18 protein-coding genes are annotated in these 21,209 nt (G+C 74.1%); 12 read left to right on the top strand and 6 right to left on the bottom strand.

Annotated features, from left to right (window positions below):
• The first annotated feature begins 215 nt into the window (after positions 1-215).
• A complete protein-coding gene (locus tag Q8W71_RS02585; RefSeq protein WP_370875319.1) occupies positions 216-1,550 on the top strand; it encodes an OmpP1/FadL family transporter in 1,335 nt (444 codons plus the stop codon).
• Between the two features lie 55 nt (positions 1,551-1,605).
• Here the strand turns inward: Q8W71_RS02585 and Q8W71_RS02580 are convergent, their stop codons facing one another.
• Complete coding sequence (locus tag Q8W71_RS02580; protein WP_305523857.1) at positions 1,606-3,423, bottom strand: PHA/PHB synthase family protein; 1,818 nt, start codon at positions 3,421-3,423, stop codon at positions 1,606-1,608.
• 193 nt (positions 3,424-3,616) lie between these two features.
• Here Q8W71_RS02580 and Q8W71_RS02575 point away from each other — a divergent pair, with 193 nt between their 5' ends.
• From Q8W71_RS02575 to Q8W71_RS02560, 4 genes are all read left to right on the top strand, one after another.
• A complete protein-coding gene (locus tag Q8W71_RS02575) occupies positions 3,617-3,961 on the top strand; it encodes a hypothetical protein (protein WP_370875318.1) in 345 nt (114 codons plus the stop codon).
• A gap of 136 nt (positions 3,962-4,097) precedes the next feature.
• The gene (locus tag Q8W71_RS02570; RefSeq protein ID WP_305523741.1) at positions 4,098-5,315 is read left to right on the top strand and encodes an LL-diaminopimelate aminotransferase; all 1,218 of its coding nucleotides are present in this window, start codon (positions 4,098-4,100) and stop codon (positions 5,313-5,315) included.
• A gap of 176 nt (positions 5,316-5,491) precedes the next feature.
• Entirely contained in the window at positions 5,492-5,698 is a 207-nt protein-coding gene (locus tag Q8W71_RS02565) for a hypothetical protein (RefSeq protein ID WP_305523855.1), read from the top strand.
• Between the two features lie 113 nt (positions 5,699-5,811).
• Entirely contained in the window at positions 5,812-6,159 is a 348-nt protein-coding gene (locus Q8W71_RS02560) for a hypothetical protein (protein WP_305523740.1), read from the top strand.
• A 42-nt stretch (positions 6,160-6,201) separates the two neighbouring features.
• Here the strand turns inward: Q8W71_RS02560 and Q8W71_RS02555 are convergent, their stop codons facing one another.
• Positions 6,202-6,537: a DUF3140 domain-containing protein gene (locus Q8W71_RS02555; RefSeq protein ID WP_305523739.1), complete on the bottom strand. Its 336-nt coding sequence runs from the start codon at positions 6,535-6,537 to the stop codon at positions 6,202-6,204.
• Between the two features lie 179 nt (positions 6,538-6,716).
• Here Q8W71_RS02555 and prfB point away from each other — a divergent pair.
• A protein-coding gene (gene prfB / locus Q8W71_RS02550) for a peptide chain release factor 2 (protein ID WP_305523738.1) occupies positions 6,717-7,845 on the top strand; the annotation gives its coding sequence in 2 pieces (ribosomal slippage) (positions 6,717-6,785 and positions 6,787-7,845; 1,128 coding nt in all).
• A 60-nt stretch (positions 7,846-7,905) separates the two neighbouring features.
• Here prfB and Q8W71_RS02545 read toward each other — a convergent pair.
• Both Q8W71_RS02545 and Q8W71_RS02540 read right to left on the bottom strand, forming a co-directional pair.
• Complete coding sequence (locus Q8W71_RS02545; RefSeq protein ID WP_305523737.1) at positions 7,906-9,348, bottom strand: lipopolysaccharide biosynthesis protein; 1,443 nt, start codon at positions 9,346-9,348, stop codon at positions 7,906-7,908.
• Between the two features lie 73 nt (positions 9,349-9,421).
• On the bottom strand, positions 9,422-9,940 hold the full coding sequence (locus tag Q8W71_RS02540) for a GNAT family N-acetyltransferase (RefSeq protein ID WP_305523736.1): 519 nt from the start codon (positions 9,938-9,940) through the stop codon (positions 9,422-9,424).
• Between the two features lie 773 nt (positions 9,941-10,713).
• Between Q8W71_RS02540 and Q8W71_RS02535 the strand changes: the two genes are divergently transcribed.
• Both Q8W71_RS02535 and Q8W71_RS02530 read left to right on the top strand, forming a co-directional pair.
• Positions 10,714-11,880, top strand: coding sequence for a type III PLP-dependent enzyme (locus tag Q8W71_RS02535; protein ID WP_305523735.1), 1,167 nt, complete (start codon positions 10,714-10,716; stop codon positions 11,878-11,880).
• 139 nt (positions 11,881-12,019) lie between these two features.
• Positions 12,020-12,571, top strand: a complete 552-nt coding sequence (locus tag Q8W71_RS02530; protein ID WP_305523734.1) for a GNAT family N-acetyltransferase — start codon at positions 12,020-12,022, stop codon at positions 12,569-12,571.
• A gap of 60 nt (positions 12,572-12,631) precedes the next feature.
• Here Q8W71_RS02530 and Q8W71_RS02525 read toward each other — a convergent pair whose 3' ends face one another.
• On the bottom strand, positions 12,632-13,195 hold the full coding sequence (locus Q8W71_RS02525; RefSeq protein ID WP_305523733.1) for a PAS domain-containing protein: 564 nt from the start codon (positions 13,193-13,195) through the stop codon (positions 12,632-12,634).
• A 180-nt stretch (positions 13,196-13,375) separates the two neighbouring features.
• On the opposite strand from Q8W71_RS02525, the gene addB reads away from it, so the two are divergent.
• Positions 13,376-16,531: a double-strand break repair protein AddB gene (gene addB / locus Q8W71_RS02520; protein WP_305523732.1), complete on the top strand. Its 3,156-nt coding sequence runs from the start codon at positions 13,376-13,378 to the stop codon at positions 16,529-16,531.
• Positions 16,532-16,688: 157 nt separating this feature from the next.
• On the opposite strand, the gene Q8W71_RS02515 is transcribed toward addB, so the two are convergent.
• Complete coding sequence (locus Q8W71_RS02515) at positions 16,689-17,564, bottom strand: IclR family transcriptional regulator (protein WP_305523731.1); 876 nt, start codon at positions 17,562-17,564, stop codon at positions 16,689-16,691.
• Between the two features lie 274 nt (positions 17,565-17,838).
• Here Q8W71_RS02515 and Q8W71_RS02510 point away from each other — a divergent pair, with 274 nt between their 5' ends.
• Genes Q8W71_RS02510 through Q8W71_RS02500 form a run of 3 tightly spaced genes read left to right on the top strand, consistent with a single transcriptional unit; the run spans position 17,839 to position 21,154 of the window.
• Positions 17,839-18,867: an ABC transporter substrate-binding protein gene (locus Q8W71_RS02510; protein WP_305523730.1), complete on the top strand. Its 1,029-nt coding sequence runs from the start codon at positions 17,839-17,841 to the stop codon at positions 18,865-18,867.
• 14 nt (positions 18,868-18,881) lie between these two features.
• Positions 18,882-20,033, top strand: a complete 1,152-nt coding sequence (locus Q8W71_RS02505; protein ID WP_305523729.1) for an acyl-CoA dehydrogenase family protein — start codon at positions 18,882-18,884, stop codon at positions 20,031-20,033.
• 8 nt (positions 20,034-20,041) lie between these two features.
• Positions 20,042-21,154: an acyl-CoA dehydrogenase family protein gene (locus Q8W71_RS02500; RefSeq protein ID WP_305523728.1), complete on the top strand. Its 1,113-nt coding sequence runs from the start codon at positions 20,042-20,044 to the stop codon at positions 21,152-21,154.
• The last annotated feature ends 55 nt before the right edge of the window (positions 21,155-21,209 follow it).

Raw genomic sequence — 21,209 nt, 5'->3', positions numbered from 1 at the left:
CGAAGGTTGTGCCGGCGAAGGATTGCCCGCGGTGCTCTGTGCCGCTCCTACCACAGTGCGGCCCGATCGCGCCGTCCGGTCCCGGATCGGCGCGCGTGTTGCGGCGGCACCGTTGTGAATTCCCGAGGGGTCGGCACAATAAATCACGGGCCCGAGGCGGCCCCGCCGCCCCGCAGAGGTGCCGGCGTCGAGAACATGTCTGACGGGGGAACGGGATGAACCGCAGGTTGCGCGCGGCGGCGCTCGCGGCATCGGCCCTGGGGGCTGCGGCCTCGGGGATGACCTGGGGGGCCGGGGAGGCGCGGGCCGGCGGGTTCGCCATCCGCGAGCAGAGCACGCAGGCGCAGGGTCTGTCCTTCGCGGGCGCGGCCGCCGGCTCGGGCGGCGTCTCCTCGATGTTCTGGAACCCGGCGGTCATCACGATGCGCCCGGGCTTCGTGTCCGAGCAGAACCTGACCTATATCGGCCTGTCCTCCACCATCCGCCCCGCGCCGGGCACCAACCCGGCCTTCGCCCCGCTCGGCGGCTCGGGCGACATCGGCCAGGGCGCCGTGGTGCCCGCGGGCGCAACCTCCTACCAGCTCAACGACCGTCTCTGGCTCGGCCTCTCGACCGGGGCCCCCTTCGGCCTCGTCACCAAGCCGAACCAGGTCTGGGCGGGCGAGGCCTACGGGCGCTCGTCGCGGATCTTCACCCTGGCGATCAACCCGGTGATCGGCGTCAAGGTCACCGACTGGCTGTCGCTCGCGGTCGGCCCGAACATCGAGTACTTCCGGCTGACCCTCCGGCAGGCCGTTCCGATCCCGGGCCTGTCGCCGGCGGTCTACCCGAGCTCGTTCCTCAAGGGCGAGTCCTGGGGCGCGGGCTTCACGGCGGGCGCCACGCTGACCCCGCGCGACGGCACGGTGCTCGGCATCGGCTACCGCTCGTCGATCCACCACGAGATCGAGGGCTCGATCGGCGTGCCGCTCGTGGCGCTGGCCCCCCTCGCGGGGCAGGTCCGGGCGCGGCTCAACACGCCGGAGAAGCTCAGCGTCGGCCTCACTCAGGCGCTCTCGCCGGTGGCGCGGGTCAATGTCGGCTTCGAGTGGGACAACTGGTCGAGGCTCGGCACGGTCGGCATCGTCTCGACCACCCGCGGGATCCCCGTCAACAATCTGCCGCTCAACTACAAGGACGGGTTCCTGTACGCGGTCGGCGCCGAGGTCGATGCCAGCCCGAACCTGACGGTGCGCGGCGGCTTCGCCTACGAGGTCTCGCCGATCGACTTCGCCAACCGCTCGGTCCGCTTGCCGGACGGCAACCGCTACATCGCCTCGCTCGGCGCGAGCTACCGCTGGAGCGAGAAGCTGACGCTGAACCTCGCCTACTCGCACTTCTTCCTCGACCGCTCGCGGATCCTGGCGGGGCTCGGGCGCGACTACAACGTCAGCAACATCGCCTTCGCCGGCGTGGTCGATTCGAGCGCCGACATCGTCTCGGTCGGCTTCCGCTACCTGTTCGGCGAGCCGCCCGCGCCGGCCCCGGCGCCGCTGGTGCGCAAGTACTGACGGGCGCCGCGGCGGGACGGCCGCCCCGGCACCGGCCGGGGCGGCGCGCCGCGCCTCAGGAGCGGATCCGCACGTAGGTCCCGGGCGCCGGCCCGAGGGAGGCCAGCGAGCCCTCGCCCGGCACGCGGGCCGGGACGCGCTCGGGGGCCTGCGCCTCGATCCACTGGAACCAGTAGGGCCACCACGAGCCCTTGGTCTCGGTGGCCTTGCCGATCCACTCCTCCAGCTTCCCCTTGGCCGGGCCGCCGGTCCAGTAGCCGTATTTCGGCTTGGCCGGCGGGTTGATCACCCCGGCGATGTGGCCGGAGCCCGCGAGCACGTAGTCCACCGGACCGCCGAACTTCTTCGAGCCCTCGAACACCGAGAGCGCCGGGGCGATGTGGTCCTCCCGGGTGGCGAGGTTGAAGATCGGGATCTTCACCTTCTTCAGGTCGAGGCGCACGTTGCCGAGCACCATCTTGCCCTGCGACAGGGTGTTCTCGAGGTAGCAGTTGCGCAGGTAGAACGAGTGGTTGGCCGCCGGCATCCGGGTGGCGTCGGAGTTCCAGTACAGCAGGTCGAAGGCCGACGGCGCCTTGCCCTTGATGTAGTTGTTGACGACGTAGGGCCAGATCAGGTCGTTCGGGCGCAGCATGTTGAAGGCGTTGGCCATGCGCGCGCCTTCGAGATAGCCGCGCTCGGCCATCCGCGCCTCGACCTGCCGGATCTGGTCCTCGTCGGCGAACACCTTCAGGTCGCCCGCGTGGGTGAAGTCGACCTGGGTGGTCAGCAGCGTCGCGCTGCGGATCCGGCGGTTGCCGGTGGCCGCCTGCATGGCGAGCGTCACCGCGAGCAGGGTGCCGCCGACGCAGTAGCCCGCCGCCGTCACCTCGGTCTCGCCGGTGGCGGCGCCGATCGCGTCGATGGCCGCCTCGATCCCCTCGCGCATGTAGGACTCGAAGTCCTTGGCCGCGTGGCGCTCGTCCGGGTTGACCCAGGAGATGCAGAAGACGGTCAGACCCTGGTCGACCATCCACTTGATGAAGCTCTTCTGCGGGTTGAGGTCGAGGATGTAGAACTTGTTGATCCACGGCGGCACCATCAGGAACGGGCGCTTCAGCACCGTCTCCGTGGCCGGCGCGTACTGGATCAGCTCGATCAGGTCGTTGCGGAACACCACCTCGCCGGGGGTGACCGCGACGTTGCGGCCGACCTCGAAGCCGCTCGGGTCGGTCTGCCGCACCCGGAGCTGGCCGCCGCCCGCTTCCAGATCCTCCTCGTACATCTGCAGGCCGCGCACGAGGTTGGCGCCGTTCTCGGCGAGCGTGTGCCGGATCAGCTCCGGGTTCGTGGCCAGGAAGTTCGAGGGCGAGAGCATGCTGGTGACCTGGCGCAGGTAGAACTGCGCTTTGTGGCGGGTCTGCTCGTCGATCCCCTCGGCCTCGTCGACGAGGCCCTCGGCCCAGCGCGTGGCGATCAGGTAGCCCTGCTTGATGAAATCGAAATACGGGTTCTGCGACCAGTCCGCGTGGGCGAACCGGGCATCCCGGGGCTCGGGGGCGGCCACCGGGTCGGTCTGCTGGCCCTGGAGGCGCAGGTAGGTCGAGCCCCACAGGGTGAGGAACGCCTGCGAGAGCTTCGCCTGCGCCTCGACGCTGCGGTTCGGGTCGGCGAGCCAGCTCTCGGCCACGCGGCCGAGGGTGCGGACCATCTCGTTGACCTCGTCCGAGGGGCCGGCCTGCGCGCCGTCCGGCGTGAGGTAGCGGGCGGCGCTGCGCCCCATCGCCTCGACGAGCTGGCCGGCGTTGCGCCCCATCGCCTCGAAATCCGGCAGGGCCGGCGGCGCGGCGTCGGTCACCGGCGCCGGCGGCGCGGTTCCCTTCGGCGCCTGCATCTGCGGGCTCGTCACGGGTGCCTCCCTGGTGTCGTGCGGCTCCGCCCTCCGGCGAGCCTCGTTTCCGACAAATTAGGGATCCAGCGAGAGGTTGCGCCACCCCGCGCCGGGGTGGCCCCGAAACATCCGTCCCATGTTCTCATCGCGGTTCTCATCGCGCGTGCCCCGATGTCCGGCGGACGCGCCGCGCGCCGTGGTCCGGCGGCTCCGGGTCTTGGCGCTCCTCGCGCCGATGGCCGCCCTCGGCGCCTGCTCGGGCGACACGGTGCGCACGCTCGCGGTCGATGCCGGCTACGGGCCGAAGACCGTCGCGGCGCCGGACTTCGTCCGGGACAGCCGCGGCGCCGAGCCGGACTTCATGGCGGTGGGCGTCGACGCGCCCAAGCGCCCGGTGCGGGCGAAGTCGGCGGAGGACCAGCGGGCCCTTGAGGCGGAGCTGGAGGGCGCGCGCGGCCGCAACGAGGCCCGCGGCCGCGCCGCCGAGAGCGCCGGGAGAGGCACCGGCAAGGGCACGGCGCCGGCCAAGCGCGCCGAGTGAGGCACCCTGCGGGGGCGCCGACGCACCGGCCCCGAAAAAAAATTCGGGTCGGCGGGGGCGTCCAACTCTGGTACAGGCAGCCTGCGCGCGGCCGACATCACAGACGCCAGACCGGACGCGCCGTATGGACACGCCCATGACCGACTTCCACCGCATCAAGCGCCTCCCGCCCTACGTCTTCGAGCAGGTCAACCGGATCAAGGCCGCGGCGCGCGCCCAGGGCGCGGACATCATCGACCTGGGCATGGGCAACCCGGACCTCGACGCCCCGAAGCACGTCATCGCCAAGCTGTGCGAGACGGCCGGGCGCCCGCGCACCGACCGCTACTCCGCCTCCAAGGGCATCGCCGGCCTGCGCCGCGCCCAGGCGGGCTACTACCAGCGCCGCTTCGGCGTGACCCTCAACCCGGACACCCAGGTCGTGGCGACGCTGGGCTCCAAGGAGGGCTTCGCCAACATGGCCCAGGCGATCACCGCGCCGGGCGACGTGGTGCTGGTGCCCAACCCCAGCTACCCGATCCACGCCTTCGGCTTCCTGATGGCCGGCGGCGTGATCCGGAGCGTGCCCGCCGAGCCGACGCCCGCCATGTTCCCGGCGCTGGAGCGGGCGATGCAGCACTCGATCCCCAAGCCCGTGGCTCTGGTGGTCTGCTACCCCTCGAACCCGACCGCCTACGTGGCCGACCTCGACTTCTACCGGGACCTCGTCGCCTTCGCCAAGCGCCACGAGCTGATCCTGCTCTCGGACCTCGCCTACGCCGAGGTCTACTTCGACGGGGCGCCGCCGCCCTCCGTCCTTCAGGTGCCCGGGGCGATCGACTGCACGGTGGAGTTCACCTCCCTGTCGAAGACCTACTCCATGGCCGGCTGGCGGATGGGCTTCGCGGTCGGAAACGAGCGCCTGCTCGCGGCGCTGACCCGGGTGAAGTCCTACCTCGACTACGGCGCCTTCACGCCGATCCAGGTGGCGGCCACCGCCGCGCTGAACGGGCCGGACGACTGCATCCACGAGATGCGGGCGATCTACCGGAAGCGCCGCGACGCGCTGGTCGAGTCCTTCGGCAAGGCCGGCTGGACGATCCCGACGCCGCAGGCGTCGATGTTTGCCTGGGTGCCGATCCCGGAGAAGTACCGGCCGCTCGGCAGCCTGGAATTCTCCAAGCTCCTCCTGGAGAAGTCCGACGTGGCGGTCGCCCCCGGCATCGGCTTCGGCGAGTTCGGCGACGAGTACGTCCGCATCGCCCTCGTCGAGAACGAGCAGCGCATCCGGCAGGCGGCGCGCAACATCCGCCGCTTCTTCGACGGCGCCGACAAGACCCTGCACAACGTCGTGCCGATGGCCAAGGCGGGGTAGGAACGGGGTCGGGACGGCGGAGTGCCGGGTGCGCCGGGTTGTTGCCGCCCGGCGACAGGCCCGGCCAAAGGCGGCCGGGCGGGCTCCGCGCCCCGCGGCGGCGCTTGTCAGGCCGGCGCCGGCGCCGCAGGGTCGGGCGGGGGCATTCCTGTCTCGAAACCGGTCCCATGAGCCGCATGCGCCGCCTGAACCTCACCGCCGCCCTGCTGCTCGCCGCCGCCGCATCGGCCTGCGCGCCGAACCCGATCATCGCCCGGGATCCGGTGCCGGCCCCGGGCCCCGGCGACGCCTACGCCTGCACTTCCAAGCCCCTGCCGCTCAACGCCTTCTGGAGCACCTGCCGGCCCGTCCCGGCCGCGCCCGTGCTGAGCGCCCGGGGGTGAGCCGCCGCGCCCGGCCTGTGGACGGCCTGTCCGGACCGGACAGGCCGCCGCGGATCGGCTACACTGTCGAGCTTTCCGCCGGTCCCGCCCGGCGCCGTGACGGAGCATCCCGCGTGACCCTGAAGTCCCTGATCGCCGCCGCCGGACTGCTCGTCCTCGCGGGCGTGAGCGCCTCGGCCCAGGAGGTTCCCGTGCCGATCCGGCCGCAGGGCTTCGTCTTCGTCGCTCCGGACGGGCCGTCGGTGCTGGAATCGGAGGGCGGCGGCCCCTTGGCGCCGGCCTCCCGGCCCGACCTCCAGGTGCCGGCCGTGCCGGTGCCGCAGGTGATGAACGGCGGCGGCTTCGGCTTCTCCGGGTTCGACTACTACAACGACCAGATCTCGGAAGGCCGTTTCGGCGCCCAGAGGCGGCCGAAGGAGTACGTGGTCGCCCCGGCCTACATCGTGCCGCCGCGCAACTGAGACCGACCGGCGGCGGGACGTGCGCCCCGCCGGCCGCGGGCCTCACCCCTTCAGCGGGTCGTGGCCCCAGTTCATCAGCGACAGCCGCCAGGGGGAATCCGGGTCGTTGCGGGCCTTGCCCCCCTGCTTGAGGTGGCGGTGGACGTAGCCGACCACCTTATTCATCGCGGCGTAGTCGTCGTCGGTGAGGTCGGCCTTCTTCGTGTCCTTGATCGCCAGGATGCGCCGGCCCATCGCGTGGCCGGTCGATTCCCCGCCGTCCGTCTTCTGGCCGACCTCCCGGCTCGCCGCGCCGTCGAGGTGCTTGCGCAGGGCGGCCGGAGTCATGTTCACGGCCGCGTTGAAATCGTCCCAGATCTGCTCGTGATCGTCCGACATGCCGGCTGTCCGCTCGCGTGGGGGAGGGGTGGGGGAGGGTTGACGCGTCAACGCGCCCGCGCGCGCGGGTTTCGGGGGCCGCCCTGCGGTCCGGCGCCGCGGCGGCGGCATTTACAGGGGCGCGGGCGCCCGGTATCACCCCGGCCCGACACGCCCCCCACCTCACCCGAACACACCAGATGCGCGCCGAGATCGAGCAGGCCTCGGATGCCGCCAAGCAGTCTATAGGGCTGCTGAGGAGGCATCTTTGACTGGGACACCGTCGACAAACGCCTCGCGGAGCTGAACGCCCGCTCCGAGGACCCCGAACTCTGGAACGACGCCGAGGCCGCGCAGAAGGTGATGCGCGAGCGCCAGCAGCTCGACGAGGCGGTCTCCGCCATCCGCAAGCTGGACCGCGATCTCGAGGACGGCGCGACGCTGATCGAGCTCGGCGAGATGGAGGCGGATTCCGCCTCGGTCGCCGAGGGCGAGGCGGCGATCCTGGCCGTCCAGAAGGAGGCGGCGAGCCGGCAGGTCGAGACCCTGCTGTCGGGCGAGGCCGACGGCTTCGACACCTACGTCGAGGTGCATGCCGGCGCCGGCGGCACCGAGAGCCAGGACTGGGCCAACATGCTCCAGCGCATGTACGGGCGCTGGGCCGAGCGCCGGAAGTTCAAGGTCGACATCGTCGAGTGGACCGACGGCGAGGAGGCCGGGATCAAGGGCGCCACGCTCCTGATCAAGGGCCACAACGCCTACGGCTGGCTCAAGACCGAGTCCGGCGTGCACCGGCTGGTGCGGATCTCGCCCTACGATTCCAACGCCCGGCGCCACACCAGCTTCGCCAGCGTCTGGGTCTACCCGGTGATCGACGACCGGATCGAGATCGAGATCAAGGAATCGGACTGCCGGATCGACACCTACCGCTCGTCCGGCGCGGGCGGCCAGCACGTCAACACCACCGACTCGGCGGTGCGCATCACCCACAATCCCACCGGGATCGTGGTGGCCTGCCAGCAGGAGCGCTCGCAGCACAAGAACCGGGCCACCGCCTGGAACATGCTGCGCGCCCGCCTCTACGAGGCCGAGCTGAAGAAGCGCGAGGAGAAGGCCAACGCCGAGGCGGCGTCCAAGACCGATATCGGCTGGGGCCACCAGATCCGGTCCTACGTCCTCCAGCCGTACCAGCTCGTGAAGGACCTGCGCACCGGCACCCAGTCCACCGACCCGGACGAGGTGCTCGACGGCGACCTCGACCCGTTCATGGAGGCCTCGCTCGCCCAGCGGGTCTACGGCGGCGGCGAGGCGGTCGACGACATCGACTGATTTTTTTTGGGGTTTCGCGCCGGCTCGATCGAGCCGGCGCGGCGCTCCCGGCGGACGGGCCTACTCCGCCGCCACCGCCCGGGCCGGGCGCAGCCGCGCCGCCACCTGACGGCGCAGGCCGGCGATGTCGAACATCCACACCAGCGCCCCGTAGAGGGCCATGCCCGCGGGCACGCAGACCGCGAGCGCGGTGACGGGCGGCAGGCCGCGGAACGGGGCGAGCGCGAGGCCCATCGCGGCGCAGGCGAGCGACGCCGCGCCGATCGCCCCCCAGGGCAGCACGATCCGCTCGCGGCCGGTGAGCGCCCGCCAGCCGAGCCACAGGCCGGCCCCGGCGAGCCCCAGCGTCTGCGCCAGCGCCACGCCGATCCCGCCGAAGAGCGGCGGCAGGGCGACGAGCCCGATCCCGTTGAGGGCGAGCCCGGCCAGGGCCGCGGCGATCACCGGCAGGGTGCGGCGGCGGATCTGGAACACCGGGTTGACCGCGTAGAACATCATCGCGAGGCAGAACAGCCCGGGCAGCAGGGCGAGGGCGTAGGTCTCGAACGGCCCGCGATAGGCCTCGGGCACGACGAGCGCCTGGAGCGCCGGCAGCACCGCCCAGAAGCCGACCGCGCAGGGGGCGAGCAGCGCGAACACGGTCCCCGCGTTCTCCGCCACCTGGGCCTCGGCCGCGGCCCGGCCGCGGTGCTCCTCGGCGTGGACGGCGATCTGGAACAGCAGCAGGTCGAGCGCGGTGCCGAGCGTCATCAGCGCCCGGGAGGTGACGTCGGCGGCGAGCGCGAAGTAGCCCGCCTCGGTGAAGCCGGCCTGGGCCGCCACCGCGCCGCGGTTGACGAAGGACAGGAGCTGGTAGGCGGCGTTGGCCGCGATCAGCGGCAGGCCGTAGCGGGCGAACACCCGCCACGTCGCCCCGAGCCGCGCCCGCTCGACCGCGCCGGCGGGATCGCGCAGCGGCCCGCGCAGCACCAGCACGGCGAGGAGCTGGCTGACGCCCGCGGCCGCCAGCACCCAGGCCGGCTGGGGCAGGAACCACGCCGCGCCGGCCATCATGCCGAAGGCCAGCACGTTCTTCACCGCCACGAGGCCGAGATAGAGCTTCCCGTCGAAGCGGGCCCGGGCGAGCGCGGCGTGGTAGTCGAACACGCCGATCCCGAGCGCCGCGAGCCCGGTGCCGCACAGCACCGCCTCGCGCCCGTCCGGCCCCTCGCCGAGCCCGAGGCCCCCGCAGGCCGCCGCGGCCGCGACCAGCAGCACCCCGAGCCGCAGGTAGGCCCGGTCGAGCCCGTGGCGGATCCACGGCTCGTCCACCCGCACCCGCCCCGAGTAGAACCGGGTCGCCGACAGCCGCAGCCACTCGAACAGGACGGTGTTGAGCACGATCGCCCCGGTGGTGGCGAGCGCGAAGCGGCCGAAATCGGCCGGCCCGAGCCAGCGGGCGATCAGCAGGCCGAGGACGAAGTTCAACCCCGCATTGAGGACGAAGGCGGCGATCACGGCCATGCGCGGCGACTCGGACGGAGCGTCTCGATGAGGGGAGGTAGCGGAGCCGCGACAAGAATCCCCTAATCGGGCGTCATCGGGGCGAGGCGTCCGCCCCCGCGCCGAGATCCCGCTCGTAGCGCCACGCCTCCATCCCGTCCTCGTAATAGTCCGGCCGCACCGCGAAGCGCCGGTAGCCGCGCCGCTCGTAGAGGCGGATGCCGGCGCCGTTGTCGCCGCGCACCTCCAGTCGCAGCCGGTCGCAGCCGGCGGCGCGGGCCCGGGCCTCGACCGCGTCGAGGAGGCGGCCGCCGAGACCCAGGCCGCCGCGGTTCGGCGCCACCGAGATCGAGGCGAGCCGGGCGATCCGGCTGCCGCGCCGCCGCTCCAGCACGGCCGCGCCGACCAGCAGCGCGTCCTCGACCAGCGCCACCAGCACGTCCATCGTGGCCGAGCGGATCGCGTGGCGGATCGCCCGACGCTCGGCCCGGTCGGTGGCGAAGGCGGCCTGCTCCAGGGCGAACAGGGCGTCGAGGTCGTCCGGCTCGGCCGTCCGGATGAACGGCTCCAGGGGCTCGCCCCGGGCCTCGCGGGCGGGGGCGCTCACACCCATGTCGCGCTCACGGGCGCGCCCATGTCCAGGGCGATCACGCTCATGGCGCGCTCGAACGCGGGCCGTGCCCGCGCCCGGTTGTGGTGCTCGCGCTCGATCGCATCCGTCGTCCGCCCTCCGGGGCCCGCCGCCCGCTGAGATGCCCGGATCCGTCCCGCTTGGAAAGCCCGCATCCGCGCCGCCCGGGCGGGGCGGAAGCGGCATGCGTGCAACACCCGGCGGCGGCCTGTGTTTTTCGGGGGGCGCGGCGCGATTCCGTCTTGAGGCCGGGGGGCGAGGCGCTTATATGCGCCCTGCCCAATTTCGCACGTGCCTGTGGCCGCGTGTCGGTTGGTGGGCATCCGGTCAACTGCCGGACAGCCGCCAGGGGTCTAAGGATCGATGGCCGTAAGGGGTGGATCCCTGCGGCCGGCATCCAGGTGGCGACACCGGACCCCGACAACAACCGGCAGCCGGAGGCGAAACCGGCGAACCCCGCTCTCCACGGGGGACGCAGCTTAAAGCAACGACGAACGGGCTTTTTTGGTCTCGTCGGCCCTCCAAAGGCCGGCACCGAAGAGGCTTGTTTCTCCTTGCCCGGCGTGCGGTTGGGGTCTCCCCATCCAATCCACGGCAGCTTCCGGGTGCTCTGCGCCCGCGCTCGATCGCGTGTCTCCAAAGCACGCGGCCGTCCGCGACGCATCGCCCCCTGACGCCGACGGCTCGCGAGGCCGTCTGACTTCGACATCGCGCCCCGATGCAGGGCGCCTGCGAACCTGTGCCGGGAGACGACCATGACCGACCGTATCCGCGACTTCCTGCGCGCGCGCCGCGACCTCGGCCGGGACGAGGGGCCCGTGATGGTCCTCGACCTCGACGTGGTGCGCGACAACTACACCGCCTTCGCCCGGGCGCTGCCGGACACCCGCGTGTTCTACGCGGTCAAGGCCAACCCGGCCCCCGAGGTGCTGCGCCTGCTCGCCGAGATGGGCTCCTGCTTCGACACCGCCTCGGTCGCCGAGATCGAGATGGCGCTCGCCGCCGGCGCCACCGCCGACCGGGTCTCCTTCGGCAACACCATCAAGAAGGAGCGCTGCATCGGCCGCGCCCTCAAGCTCGGCATCCGCCTGTTCGCGGTCGATTGCGAGGTCGAGGTCGAGAAGATTTCTCGCGCGGCCGAGGCGGCAGGGGTCGAGGCCGGCGAGGTGCAGGTGTTCTGCCGCATCCTGTGCGACGGGGCCGGCGCCGACTGGCCGCTCTCGCGCAAGTTCGGCTGCGTGCCCGAGATGGCCGCGGACGTGCTGGAGCACGCCCACCGGCAGGGCCTCAACGCCTACGGCGTGTCGTTCCACGTCGGCTCGCAGCAGGGCAACACCGAGGCGTGGGACGGGGCGCTGGCCTCGGCCTCGGCGATCTTCCGCGAGTGCGCCGAGCGGGGCATCGGCCTGTCGATGGTCAACCTCGGCGGCGGCTTCCCGACCCAGTACCTCAAGGCGGTGCCGGGCGTGGAGAGCTACGGCGACGCGATCTTCCGCGCGCTCACAAAGCACTTCGGCAACCAGATCCCGGAGACGATCATCGAGCCGGGCCGCGGCATGGTCGGCAATGCCGGGATGATCGAGGCGGAAGTCGTCTTGGTGTCGCGCAAGTCCGCGGACCCGGACGAGGTGCGGTGGGTCTACCTCGACATCGGCAAGTTCGGCGGTCTCGCCGAGACGATGGACGAGTCGATCCGCTACCCGATCCGCACCCGCCACGACGGCGAGCGCACCGAGCCCTGCGTGGTGGCCGGGCCGACCTGCGACTCGGTGGACGTGCTCTACGAGCGGCAGCACTACCCGCTGCCGGTCTCGCTCTCGATCGGCGACAAGGTGCTGATCGAGGGCGCGGGCGCCTACACCACGACCTACGCGGCGGTCGCCTTCAACGGCTTCCCGCCCCTTCAGCAGATCGTCATCTGATCGGCTGTCGCACCGTTCCGGGCGGCCCTGCGCCGCCCGGGGACGTCCCTTTAGAAATCCCGCACCGGACGGGCGTCCCCGAGGACGCCCGCGAGGATGGTCGCTGCTCCCGCCTGTTGCGCCCTGGGAGGGCACGCCCGTGATCGAGATCCGCGCGGAACACCCCCACGACATCCCGGCGCGCGAGCGCCTGCTCGACGCCTGCTTCCCCGGCAACCGCCGCGCCAAGACCTCCGAGCGCCTGCGCGAGGGCCGGCTGCCGGCCCGCGGCCTCGCCTTCGCGGCGACGCGCGGCGGGCGCCTCGTCGGCACCCTGCGCCTGTGGGACGTCGCCACCGGCGACGGCCGTCCGGCGCTGCTGCTCGGGCCGCTCGCCGTGGACCCGGCCGTCCAGGGCCGCGGCCTCGGCTCGGTGATGATGCAGGCGGCGCTCGGCCGCGCCGAGGCGCTGGGCCACGGGGCGGTGCTGCTCGTCGGCGACGCGCCGTACTACGCCCGCTTCGGCTTCCGCGGAGAGGCGGCCGCGGACCTCACGCTGCCCGGACCGTTCGAGCGCGCCCGCTTCCTCGGGCTGGACCTGCGCCCCGGCGCGCTGGCCGGGGCCGCCGGCCTCGTCCGGGCCACCGGCCGGCCGATCCCGGACCGGGCCGTGCCGGCCGCCGCGGCGGACGCGCGACGACGCGCCGCCTGACCCGTCCCGGGCCCGCCCCCCGGGCGGCACCGCGGATCCCGCGCACCCCGGTCGCGGGCGTCAGTGAATCCGGTCCGCGTCCGCGTGGCCGGACTGGCCGAACTCCTTGCGGGCGATCTCCTGGCCGATCCGGAACAGGGCCTCGCGCAGGGCCGGCAGCGCCGACTTGCCCCCGTCCGCCTCGATCAGGGAATGGGCGATCAGCAGGTGGTCGGCCACGAGGTCGAGGGCCGAGCCCGGCAGCGTCGAGGGCTGCTGCGGCGGCGGCACGAACCGGCCGATGCTCGCCCGCGCCGCCAGCGATTCGCCGACCGTGGGCGCGATCTCGGTGATCGAACCGAGGAAGCCCAGGAAGGTGGTGTCCGGCGGCCCGTAGGAGGGCACCGCCCCGGCGACCGCCCAGATGGAGACACCCCCCACCCGGCGCAGGCGGAACCGCACCGTGAACTCGGCCCGCGTCCGGGCCGCCTCGGCCAGGGCGCCGCGCAGGATCGCCCCGTCCTCGCTGTCGAGGCAGGCCAGCCAGCCCTCGCCGAGCGCCGCGTGCCGGTCCTGGCCGGTCAGCGCTTCCCACTCGGGCCCGACATAGGTCAGGACGCCCGAGGCCTCGGTGGTGAAGATCATCCGGTTCGTCCCACGGAGCGGCGGAATCGTCGCCGCGGCGCTTGAACAACCATACGTAGATGCACCCCGCGCGTCGTCCCTGCGACGCCCGGCCGCAATCCGGCGGCAGCGGGAGTGGCGCGACGGGGCCGCGACCGCGCCGAGCCTGTCGCGCGCGCGCGCGTCCCTGTATGCCGGGGCATGTCCCGCCGACCGGCCGTCTTCACCGTCACCCGCGGCGCCCCGTTCCTGCCGACGCTCGCCGACGCGCTCCTGTCCGGCCGCCTCGTCGGGCCGGTGGCGGACGACCCGCTGGCGCTCGCCGCCGTCACGATCTACCTGCCGACCCGCCGCGCCGCCCGGGCGCTCGCCGCGCTGATGGCCGAGCGGCTGGGGGACGCGGCGCTGCTGCCGCGCGCGATCCCCCTCGGCGAGGCCGACGAGGCGGAACTCGACCTCGCCGCCGAGCCGCTGCTTGAGGGGGACGGCGACGGCGAGCCCGGCGGCGCGCCGATGCCGCCCCTGGAGCGGCGGCTGGTGCTCGCCCGCCTCGTCCAGGCCTGGGCGCGGAGCATCGACCGCTCGCTGCTGCCCCTCGACGCCGAGGTGCCGTTCCTGGTGCCGTCCTCCCCCGCGGACGCGGTCGGGCTCGCGGGCGACCTCGAACGACTGATGGACGCGCTCACCGTCGAGGGCCTGCCCTGGTCGGAGATCGGCGGCGCGGTGGAGGCGGAGTATTCCCGCTACTTCGGCCTGACCCTCGACTTCGTGCGGATCGCCGCCGAGAACTGGCCGCGGATCCTGGGCGAGCGCGGGCTCGCCGACCCGGTGGCCCGCGCCCGCGGCCTCGTGCTGGCCGAGGCGCGGCGCCTGTCGCGGCGGCCCCCCGACGACCCGGTGATCGTGGCGGGCTCCCTCGGATCGGTGCCGGCCACCGCCCGGCTCATCGCTGCGGTGGCGCGGCTGCCCCGGGGCGCCGTGGTCCTGCCGGGCCTCGACCTCGACCTCGACGCGGCGGGCTGGGACGGGATCGAGACCGGCGAGGGCCTGTCCCGGGCGGTGGCGCACGGCCACCCGCAGGCGGTGCTCCACCGGCTCCTGGGTCCGCGGGGCCTCGCCCTGCCGCGCGAGGCGGTCACGGCGCTCGGCGAACCGGATGCCGGGCAGCGGGCGCGCGCCGCCCTCCTGTCGCAGGCCCTGCGCCCGGCCGACACCACCGACGCCTGGGCCGCCCTCGACGCGGGGGAGCGCGACGTGGGCGTCGCCGCGGGCCTCGACGGGCTGGCGCTCGCCGAGGCCGCCGACGAGCGGGAGGAGGCGCTGGTCGCCGCGCTGGCCCTGCGCGAGACCCTGGAGACCCCCGGCGCCACCGCCGCCCTCGTCACCCCGGATCGCGGGCTCGCGGGCCGCGTCGCGGTGGAACTGCTGCGCTGGGGCATCGTCGCCGAGGATTCCGCGGGGCTGTCCCTGGCCGGCAGTCCGGCGGGGCGCCTCGCCCGGCTCGCGGCCGAACTCGCCGCCGACCTCGTGCGCCTCCAGGCCGACACGATCCCCGCCCGGATCATCGCCCTGCTGTCGCACCCGATGACCCGGCTCGGGCTGACGCGCCCCGAGGTGGTGCGCGGCGCCGCCGGCCTGGAGATCGGCCTGCTGCGCGGCCCCGCCCCGGCCGCGGGTCTCGAAGCCCTGCGCGAGGCGCTGGCCGCCGAGCGCGCCGGGCCGCCCGAGCGCCGGCCGCGGGCCAAGCGCCGGCTCACGGACATCGACTGGGACCTCGCCGCGACGCTCCTCGACCGCCTGGAGGTCGCCTTCGCGGCGTTTCCCGGCCCCGAGGCGGCGGGCGACTGCGACCTGCTGGCGGTGGCGGCCGGGCATCGCCGCGCCTGCGAGATCCTCCTGTCCGGGCCGGAGGACGCGCCGGAGCCCGAGGCGGACGGCTCGCTCCTCTGCCTCGACGCCCTGTTCGACGACCTGGAGACCGCCGAGGCCGGCGGCATGCCGGGCCGGTTCGACGCCTACCAGGGCTTCTTCACCGCCCTCGCCCGCGAGCGGAACGTCGCCTGCTCGGGGGAGGCGCCGCACCCGCGCCTGCGCATCCTCGGCCTGCTCGAAGCGCGGCTGCTCTCGGCCGACCGGGTGGTGCTCGGCGGCCTCGACGAGGGCGTCTGGCCGGTGCGCACGCTCACCGACGCCTTCCTCAACCGCCCGATGCGCGAGCGCGTCGGCCTCGATCCGCCCGAGCGCCGCATCGGCCAGATGGCCCACGACTTCGTCGCGGCCCTGGGCTGCCGGGACGCGGTGATCACCCGCTCCCTCAAGCGGGAGGGCGCCCCGACCGTGCCCTCGCGCCTGATCCAGCGGATGCGCGCCTACAGCGGCGAGGCCCGCTGGGCGGCGGTGCTGGAGGCCGGGCGCCGGTTCACCGGGCTGGCGGCCGCCCTCGACACGGCACCGCCGCAGCCGCGCATGACCCGGCCCGCCCCGCGGCCGGACCCGGCCCTGTTCCCCCGCTCCCTCAGCGTCACCGAGGTCGAGACCCTGGTGCGCGACCCCTACAGCATCTTCGCCCGGCACGTGCTCGGCCTCGACCCGCTGGAGCCGGTGGCGGGGCAGCCGGGGGCGGCGGAGCGCGGCTCCCTCGTCCACGAGGTGTTCGGAGACTTCTCGCGCGCCTTCCCGCAGGCCCTGCCGGCGGCGCCGGAACAGCACCTGTTCCAGCTCGCCTACACCGCCTTCGCCCGGATCTCCGACGCCTATCCGGACCTCTACGCGGAGTGGTGGCCCCGCTACGAGCGGATGGCCGCCGCCTACCTGCCCTGGGAGGCCGCCCGCCGCCCGGGCCTCGCCCGGGTCCACGCCGAGGTCTTGGGCCGCTGGGCCATCCCGATGGGCCGGGAGACCTTCACGCTCCGCGCCCGCGCCGACCGGATCGAGCTGCGCCCCGACGGGACCGCCTGCATCGTCGACTTCAAGACCGGCGCGCCGCCGAGCAACAAGACGGTCTTCGCCGGCTTCTCGCCGCAGCTCACCCTGGAGGCGGCGATGCTGATGCACGGCGCCTTCGACGGGCTGCCCCCGGTGACGGCGACGCCCGACCTGCTCTACGTCCACGCCTCGGGCGGCCGGAAGGCGTTCCAGCCGGCGCCGGTGAAGCCGCCCCGGGGCGACGCGCGCTCGGTCGAGGCGATCGTCGCCGAGCACGCGGCGCGGCTGCGCGGGCTGGTGGCCCGCTTCATGACCGGCGAGGCCGCCTACACCGCGCGGCCCTACCCGCAATTCGCCACCCGCTACGGCGCCTACGACCACCTCGCCCGCGTGCAGGAATGGTCGCTGGCCGGCGAGGGGGAGGAGGCGTGAAGGGGCGGTCTCGGAGCCCGTTCGGGGCGCTCTTCCAAGCCCCCCTCGGCCTCAGAGCCTGATTGAGATCCTCCGCCAGGCTCTCAGGAGCGGCGGGGGCGGCGATCAAGCTGCCGCGGGCGCGGGGCCGTCCCGCGCGGGCGCGGGATCGCCAGCCCTATGCCTCCGGCGCGAGGAACCGGCCGATCGCGTCGTGGATCGCGGCGACGATCTCCGCCTCCCGCCGCTCGAACGCGTCGAGCAGCCCCGAGACCGCCACCGCCAGGGGCCGCCCGCGGCGGTCTATGCAGCTCGGGAGCGGCACCGCGATCGAGCCGGCGCCCGCGGTGACGAGGCCGCGCGAGAAGAAGTGGCCGTCCCGCCGCAGCCGGGCGACGTTGGCGATCACCGCCGCCGCCGCAACCGGCGCCCGGTCCCGGGGCGCCTCGGCGTTGGTGCGGCGCACGAGGGAGCCGATCTCCCCGTCCGGGATGCCGCCGAGCAGCGCCGTGCCGGTGGCCGACCACACCACCAGCCGCCGCGTCCCCGGGGGCACGTGGAAGCGCATCGCCGTGCGGGCCTGGAGCACGTGCAGGTACTGGGAATAGATCGCGTTGCGCGCGGCGAGGATCACCGTGCCGCCGGTGCGCTCGGACAGGTCCTCCAGCATCCGCACGAGGCTGCCGTCCCGCACCGGCCCCTTGTCGAGCCACGTGCCGAGCAGCGCGACCCGGGGGGAGGGCAGGTAGCTGCGGCTCTCCGGGTCGTAGTCGAGGTAGCCGAGCTGGGTCAGGCTCTTCAGCAGCACCGAGGTCGAGGATTGCGGGACGCCGAGGCGCCCGGCGATCTCGCCGACCCGGGCCTCGCGCTGGATCTCGTCGAACAGTTCCAGCACCTGGAGCACCCGGGCGGCCGACTTGACCGGGCAGGTCGCGCCGCGGCCGGCATCGTCGCCGACCGACAGGCCGGCCCCCGCGCCCCGCCTCCGGTCGGGCAGGGCGGGGCCGTCGGCGGCGGAATCGGGCCCGGGGGCCGGATGCGCCGTGGTGCCCATGCCGATGCCCTCCCGATCGGACGTGTCCCCGCGGCGGCCCGGGGCGTCCGGGGCCAGGCCGCGGCTGTCCCGTCCGGATACGCGATGTCACGCACCCGATGCACCACCGTCCGAGTCCGCCCGGCCATCACGGATGTGATATCTGCCGTCAGCGCGGCGATGGCGATTGAAGGGCCGCCCGGCCTCTGCCCTACTCGGGGCGGCCGACGGGGACCGGGATCCCCGGACGAGCCGGAAACGCGCGACACAGCGCGAGAAGTCCGGGAGGACGCCGATGCCGAGCCGCTTCGCGGGACCCCTTCGCACGCCGCGTCTGCGCGCGCGCATCATCGTCGCCGCGCTGCTGCTCGCCGGGGCGGCGGCCCCGGCCGCGGCCGAGCCCGCCACGGTGCGGATCGGCCTGCAATACGGGCTGGTCTACCTGCCGGTGATGGTCGCCGAGAAGGCGGGCTTCTTCGACACGCGCGCCAAGGCGGCGGGGCTCGACGGCATGAATGTCACGCTCACCCGCTTCAGCGGCTCGACCGCGATGAACGACGCGCTTCTGTCCGACAGCATCGAGTTCGGCACCCTCGGCTCGGCCGGCGCGCTGATCGCCTGGGACAAGACCCGCGGGCGCCAGCAGGTGAAGAGCCTCTGCGCGCTCAGCTCCGTCACCTACACCCTGTTCACCAACAAGCCGGGGGTGGCCGCGCTCAAGGACTTCGCCTTCGGCGACAAGGTCGCGGTCCCGGCCTTCAACTCGCCGCAGGCGATCCTGCTGCGCGCGGCCGCCGCCAAGGAGCCCGCCGGCACGGTCAAGATCGACGCCCTGCTGATGAGCCTGCCCCACCCCGACGCCACGGCGGCGGTGCTCGCCGGGCAGACGGTGACGGGCTACTTCTCCACCCCGCCGTTCACGCAGGTGCTGAAGGCCGACAAGCGCGTGCGCGCGATCATGACCTCGACCGGGCTGATCGGCGACGGCGACATCACCGCCGCGACGCTCAACGCCAAGCAGGGCTACGTCGACGACAACCCGAAGGTGGCCGCCGCCGTGCTCGCCGGCATGGAGGACGCCTTCGCGCTGATCCGCGACGACCCCAAGCGCGCGGCGCAGATCTACCTCGCCTCCGAGCAGGTGAACCTGACGCCCGCGCAGGTGGAGGAGATCCTGGCCGACCGCACGGTGGTCTACGATCCGGCGCCGAAGGGCATGGTCGCCCTCGCCCAGGCGATGGCGGCGCAGGGCTTCCTGCGCAAGGTCCCGGCCAACTGGCAGGAGATCTTCTTCCCCGGCCTGAAGGCCGACGGCGGCAGTTGAGCGGGACCTTGACGATGCACAGCTTTCGCTTCACCGCGGAGCCGCTGCCCGCCGAGGCCGAGGCGGCCCGGGAGGCGGTGCGCGCCTTCCTCGCCGCGGAGCTGGCGGCCGGGGGCTTCGTGCCGCACCGGACCACGTGGACGACCTTCGATCCGGACTTCAGCCGCCGGGCCGGGGCGGCGGGCTTCGTCGGCCTGACCGTCCCGACGGAGTACGGCGGCCACGGCCGCTCGGGGCTGGTGCGCTACGTCGTCACCGAGGAGATGCTCGCGGCCGGCGCCCCCTGCGGCGCCCACTGGATCGCCGACCGCCAGTCCGGCCCGCAGATCCTGCGCCACGGCACCGAGGCGGCCAAGCGCGCGATCCTGCCCCGGATCTGCGCCGGGGACTGCTCGTTCGGCATCGGCATGAGCGAGCCGGGCTCGGGCTCCGACCTCGCGGCGGTGCGCACCCGCGCGGTGCGGGACGGCGACGGCTGGGTGATCAACGGCTCGAAGATCTGGACCACCAACGCCCACCGGGTCGATTACCTGCTGGCGCTGGTGCGCACCGGCGATCCCGGCCCCGACCGGCACGGGGGGCTGACGCAGTTCATCGTCGATCTCGCCGCCCCCGGCGTCACCGTGCGGCCGATCCTCGACCTGTCCGGCCACCACGAGTTCAACGAGGTCTTTTTTTCCGACTACCGCGTGTCGGACGCGATGATGGTCGGGGCCGAGGGGGCGGGCTGGGGGCTGGTGACGGAGGAACTGGCGTTCGAGCGCTCGGGGCCCGACCGCTTCCTCTCGGATTACCGCCTGCTCGTCGAGACGATCGACCGGATCGGCCCCGAGCCCGACCGCTTCCAGGCGGCGGAGACCGGGCGCCTCGTGGCGCAGCTCGCCGCGCTGATGGGGATGTCGGGCTCGGTCGCCCGCCTGCTCGACCGCGGGATCGTGCCCGGCGTCGAGGCGGCTCTGGTCAAGGATGTCGGCACCGGCTTCGAGCGGGAGGTGCCCGAGGTCGCCCGGCGGCTCGTGCCGGTCGAGCCGAGCCTGAACGCGCAAGGGGAGCCGTACCGCGAGGCGCTGGCCCACACGACCCTGCGCGCGCCCTCCTTCACCCTGCGCGGCGGCACCCGCGAGGTGCTGCGCGGGGTGATCGCCCGGGGCCTGGGCCTGCGATGAGCGCCGCCATGGAACCCGAGACCGCGCCGGACGACGTCGCCGGCATCGTCCTCGATCAGGCCGGGCGCCTGTTCTCGGCCCACATCACCCCGGCGCTGCTCGCCGCCTGCGACGGCGCGTCGGGGCCGGCCGCGTGGCCCGCGCCCCTGTGGGAGGCGATCGACGAGAGCGGCCTGCCGCTGGCGCTGGTGCCGGAGGCGCGGGGCGGGATCGGGCTCGACGCGACGGTCGCCGCCCGGCTGATCCGCGCCTGCGGCCGCGCCGCCCTGCCGCTGCCGCTGCCCGAGACGATCGCCGGCGCCGCGCTCTGGGCGGCGGCCGGCGGGGAGGCCGGGGCGGGGGCCCTGTCCCTCGTCCCCGCGGCGGCGGGGGTGCGGATCGCGCCGTCCGGCGACGGCTTCTCCCTCGACGGCCGGGCCGCGGGCGTGCCCTGGGGCGGCGGTGTTTCCGCTCTGCTGGTCGAAGCGTCCGGCGCGGACGGGCGGTGCCTCGTGCGCCTGGAGGCGCCGGGCCCGGCGACCGACACCCGCCACAATCTCGCGGGCGAGCCGCGGGACGCCCTCGACCTCGCCGGCCGCGCGGTCCCGGCGGACGCGGTCCGGCCGCTCCCCGGCTGGCTGGCCGGGGCCGAGGGTGGGGCGATCGAGACGGTCGGCGCCTGGATCCGCGCCGAGGCGATGGTCGGCGCGATGGAGCGGGCGCTGGCCTCGAGCCTCGACCACGCGACCGAGCGGCAGCAATTCGGGCGGCCGCTCGCCAAGTTCCAGGCGATCCAGCACATGCTGGCGGACGCGGCCGGGCACCTCGCGGCGGCGACCGCGGCGGCCGATCTCGCGGCGGCCGCCTGGGGCGGCACGCGGTTTCCGCTGGCCGTCGCGGTCGCCAAGTCGCGCTGCGGCGAGGCGGCGGGCCGCGTCGCCGAGATCTGCCACCAGGTCCACGGCGCCATGGGCTTCACCCAGGAGCACGGGCTGCACCGCGCCACGCGCCGGCTGTGGTCCTGGCGCGACGAGTTCGGCCCCGACGTGCTGTGGCAGGAGCGGATCGGCCGCGCCGTCTGCGCGGGCGGCGGCGCGGCCCTGTGGCCGATGCTGGTGCGGCTGCGCGCGGGCGCGGGGTGATCCGGGCGCGCATCCCCTCTCCCCGCGTGCGGGGAGAGGGCTCCGGCGACCCCGT

This window comes from Methylobacterium amylolyticum, from assembly GCF_030700245.1.
Lineage (GTDB): Bacteria > Pseudomonadota > Alphaproteobacteria > Rhizobiales > Beijerinckiaceae > Methylobacterium.
This window is presented reverse-complemented; position numbering and strand designations above follow the sequence as displayed.

Coding starts and splice junctions, on each gene's coding strand:
- Q8W71_RS02585 (WP_370875319.1), top strand. CDS start 216: ATGAACCGCAGGTTGCGCGCGGCGGCGCTCGCGGCATCGGCCCTGGGG.
- Q8W71_RS02580 (WP_305523857.1), bottom strand. CDS start 3,423: ATGCAGGCGCCGAAGGGAACCGCGCCGCCGGCGCCGGTGACCGACGCC.
- Q8W71_RS02570 (WP_305523741.1), top strand. CDS start 4,098: ATGACCGACTTCCACCGCATCAAGCGCCTCCCGCCCTACGTCTTCGAG.
- Q8W71_RS02565 (WP_305523855.1), top strand. CDS start 5,492: ATGCGCCGCCTGAACCTCACCGCCGCCCTGCTGCTCGCCGCCGCCGCA.
- Q8W71_RS02555 (WP_305523739.1), bottom strand. CDS start 6,537: ATGTCGGACGATCACGAGCAGATCTGGGACGATTTCAACGCGGCCGTG.
- Q8W71_RS02545 (WP_305523737.1), bottom strand. CDS start 9,348: ATGGCCGTGATCGCCGCCTTCGTCCTCAATGCGGGGTTGAACTTCGTC.
- Q8W71_RS02540 (WP_305523736.1), bottom strand. CDS start 9,940: ATGGGTGTGAGCGCCCCCGCCCGCGAGGCCCGGGGCGAGCCCCTGGAG.
- Q8W71_RS02535 (WP_305523735.1), top strand. CDS start 10,714: ATGACCGACCGTATCCGCGACTTCCTGCGCGCGCGCCGCGACCTCGGC.
- Q8W71_RS02525 (WP_305523733.1), bottom strand. CDS start 13,195: ATGATCTTCACCACCGAGGCCTCGGGCGTCCTGACCTATGTCGGGCCC.
- addB (WP_305523732.1), top strand. CDS start 13,376: ATGTCCCGCCGACCGGCCGTCTTCACCGTCACCCGCGGCGCCCCGTTC.
- Q8W71_RS02515 (WP_305523731.1), bottom strand. CDS start 17,564: ATGGGCACCACGGCGCATCCGGCCCCCGGGCCCGATTCCGCCGCCGAC.
- Q8W71_RS02510 (WP_305523730.1), top strand. CDS start 17,839: ATGCCGAGCCGCTTCGCGGGACCCCTTCGCACGCCGCGTCTGCGCGCG.
- Q8W71_RS02505 (WP_305523729.1), top strand. CDS start 18,882: ATGCACAGCTTTCGCTTCACCGCGGAGCCGCTGCCCGCCGAGGCCGAG.
- Q8W71_RS02500 (WP_305523728.1), top strand. CDS start 20,042: ATGGAACCCGAGACCGCGCCGGACGACGTCGCCGGCATCGTCCTCGAT.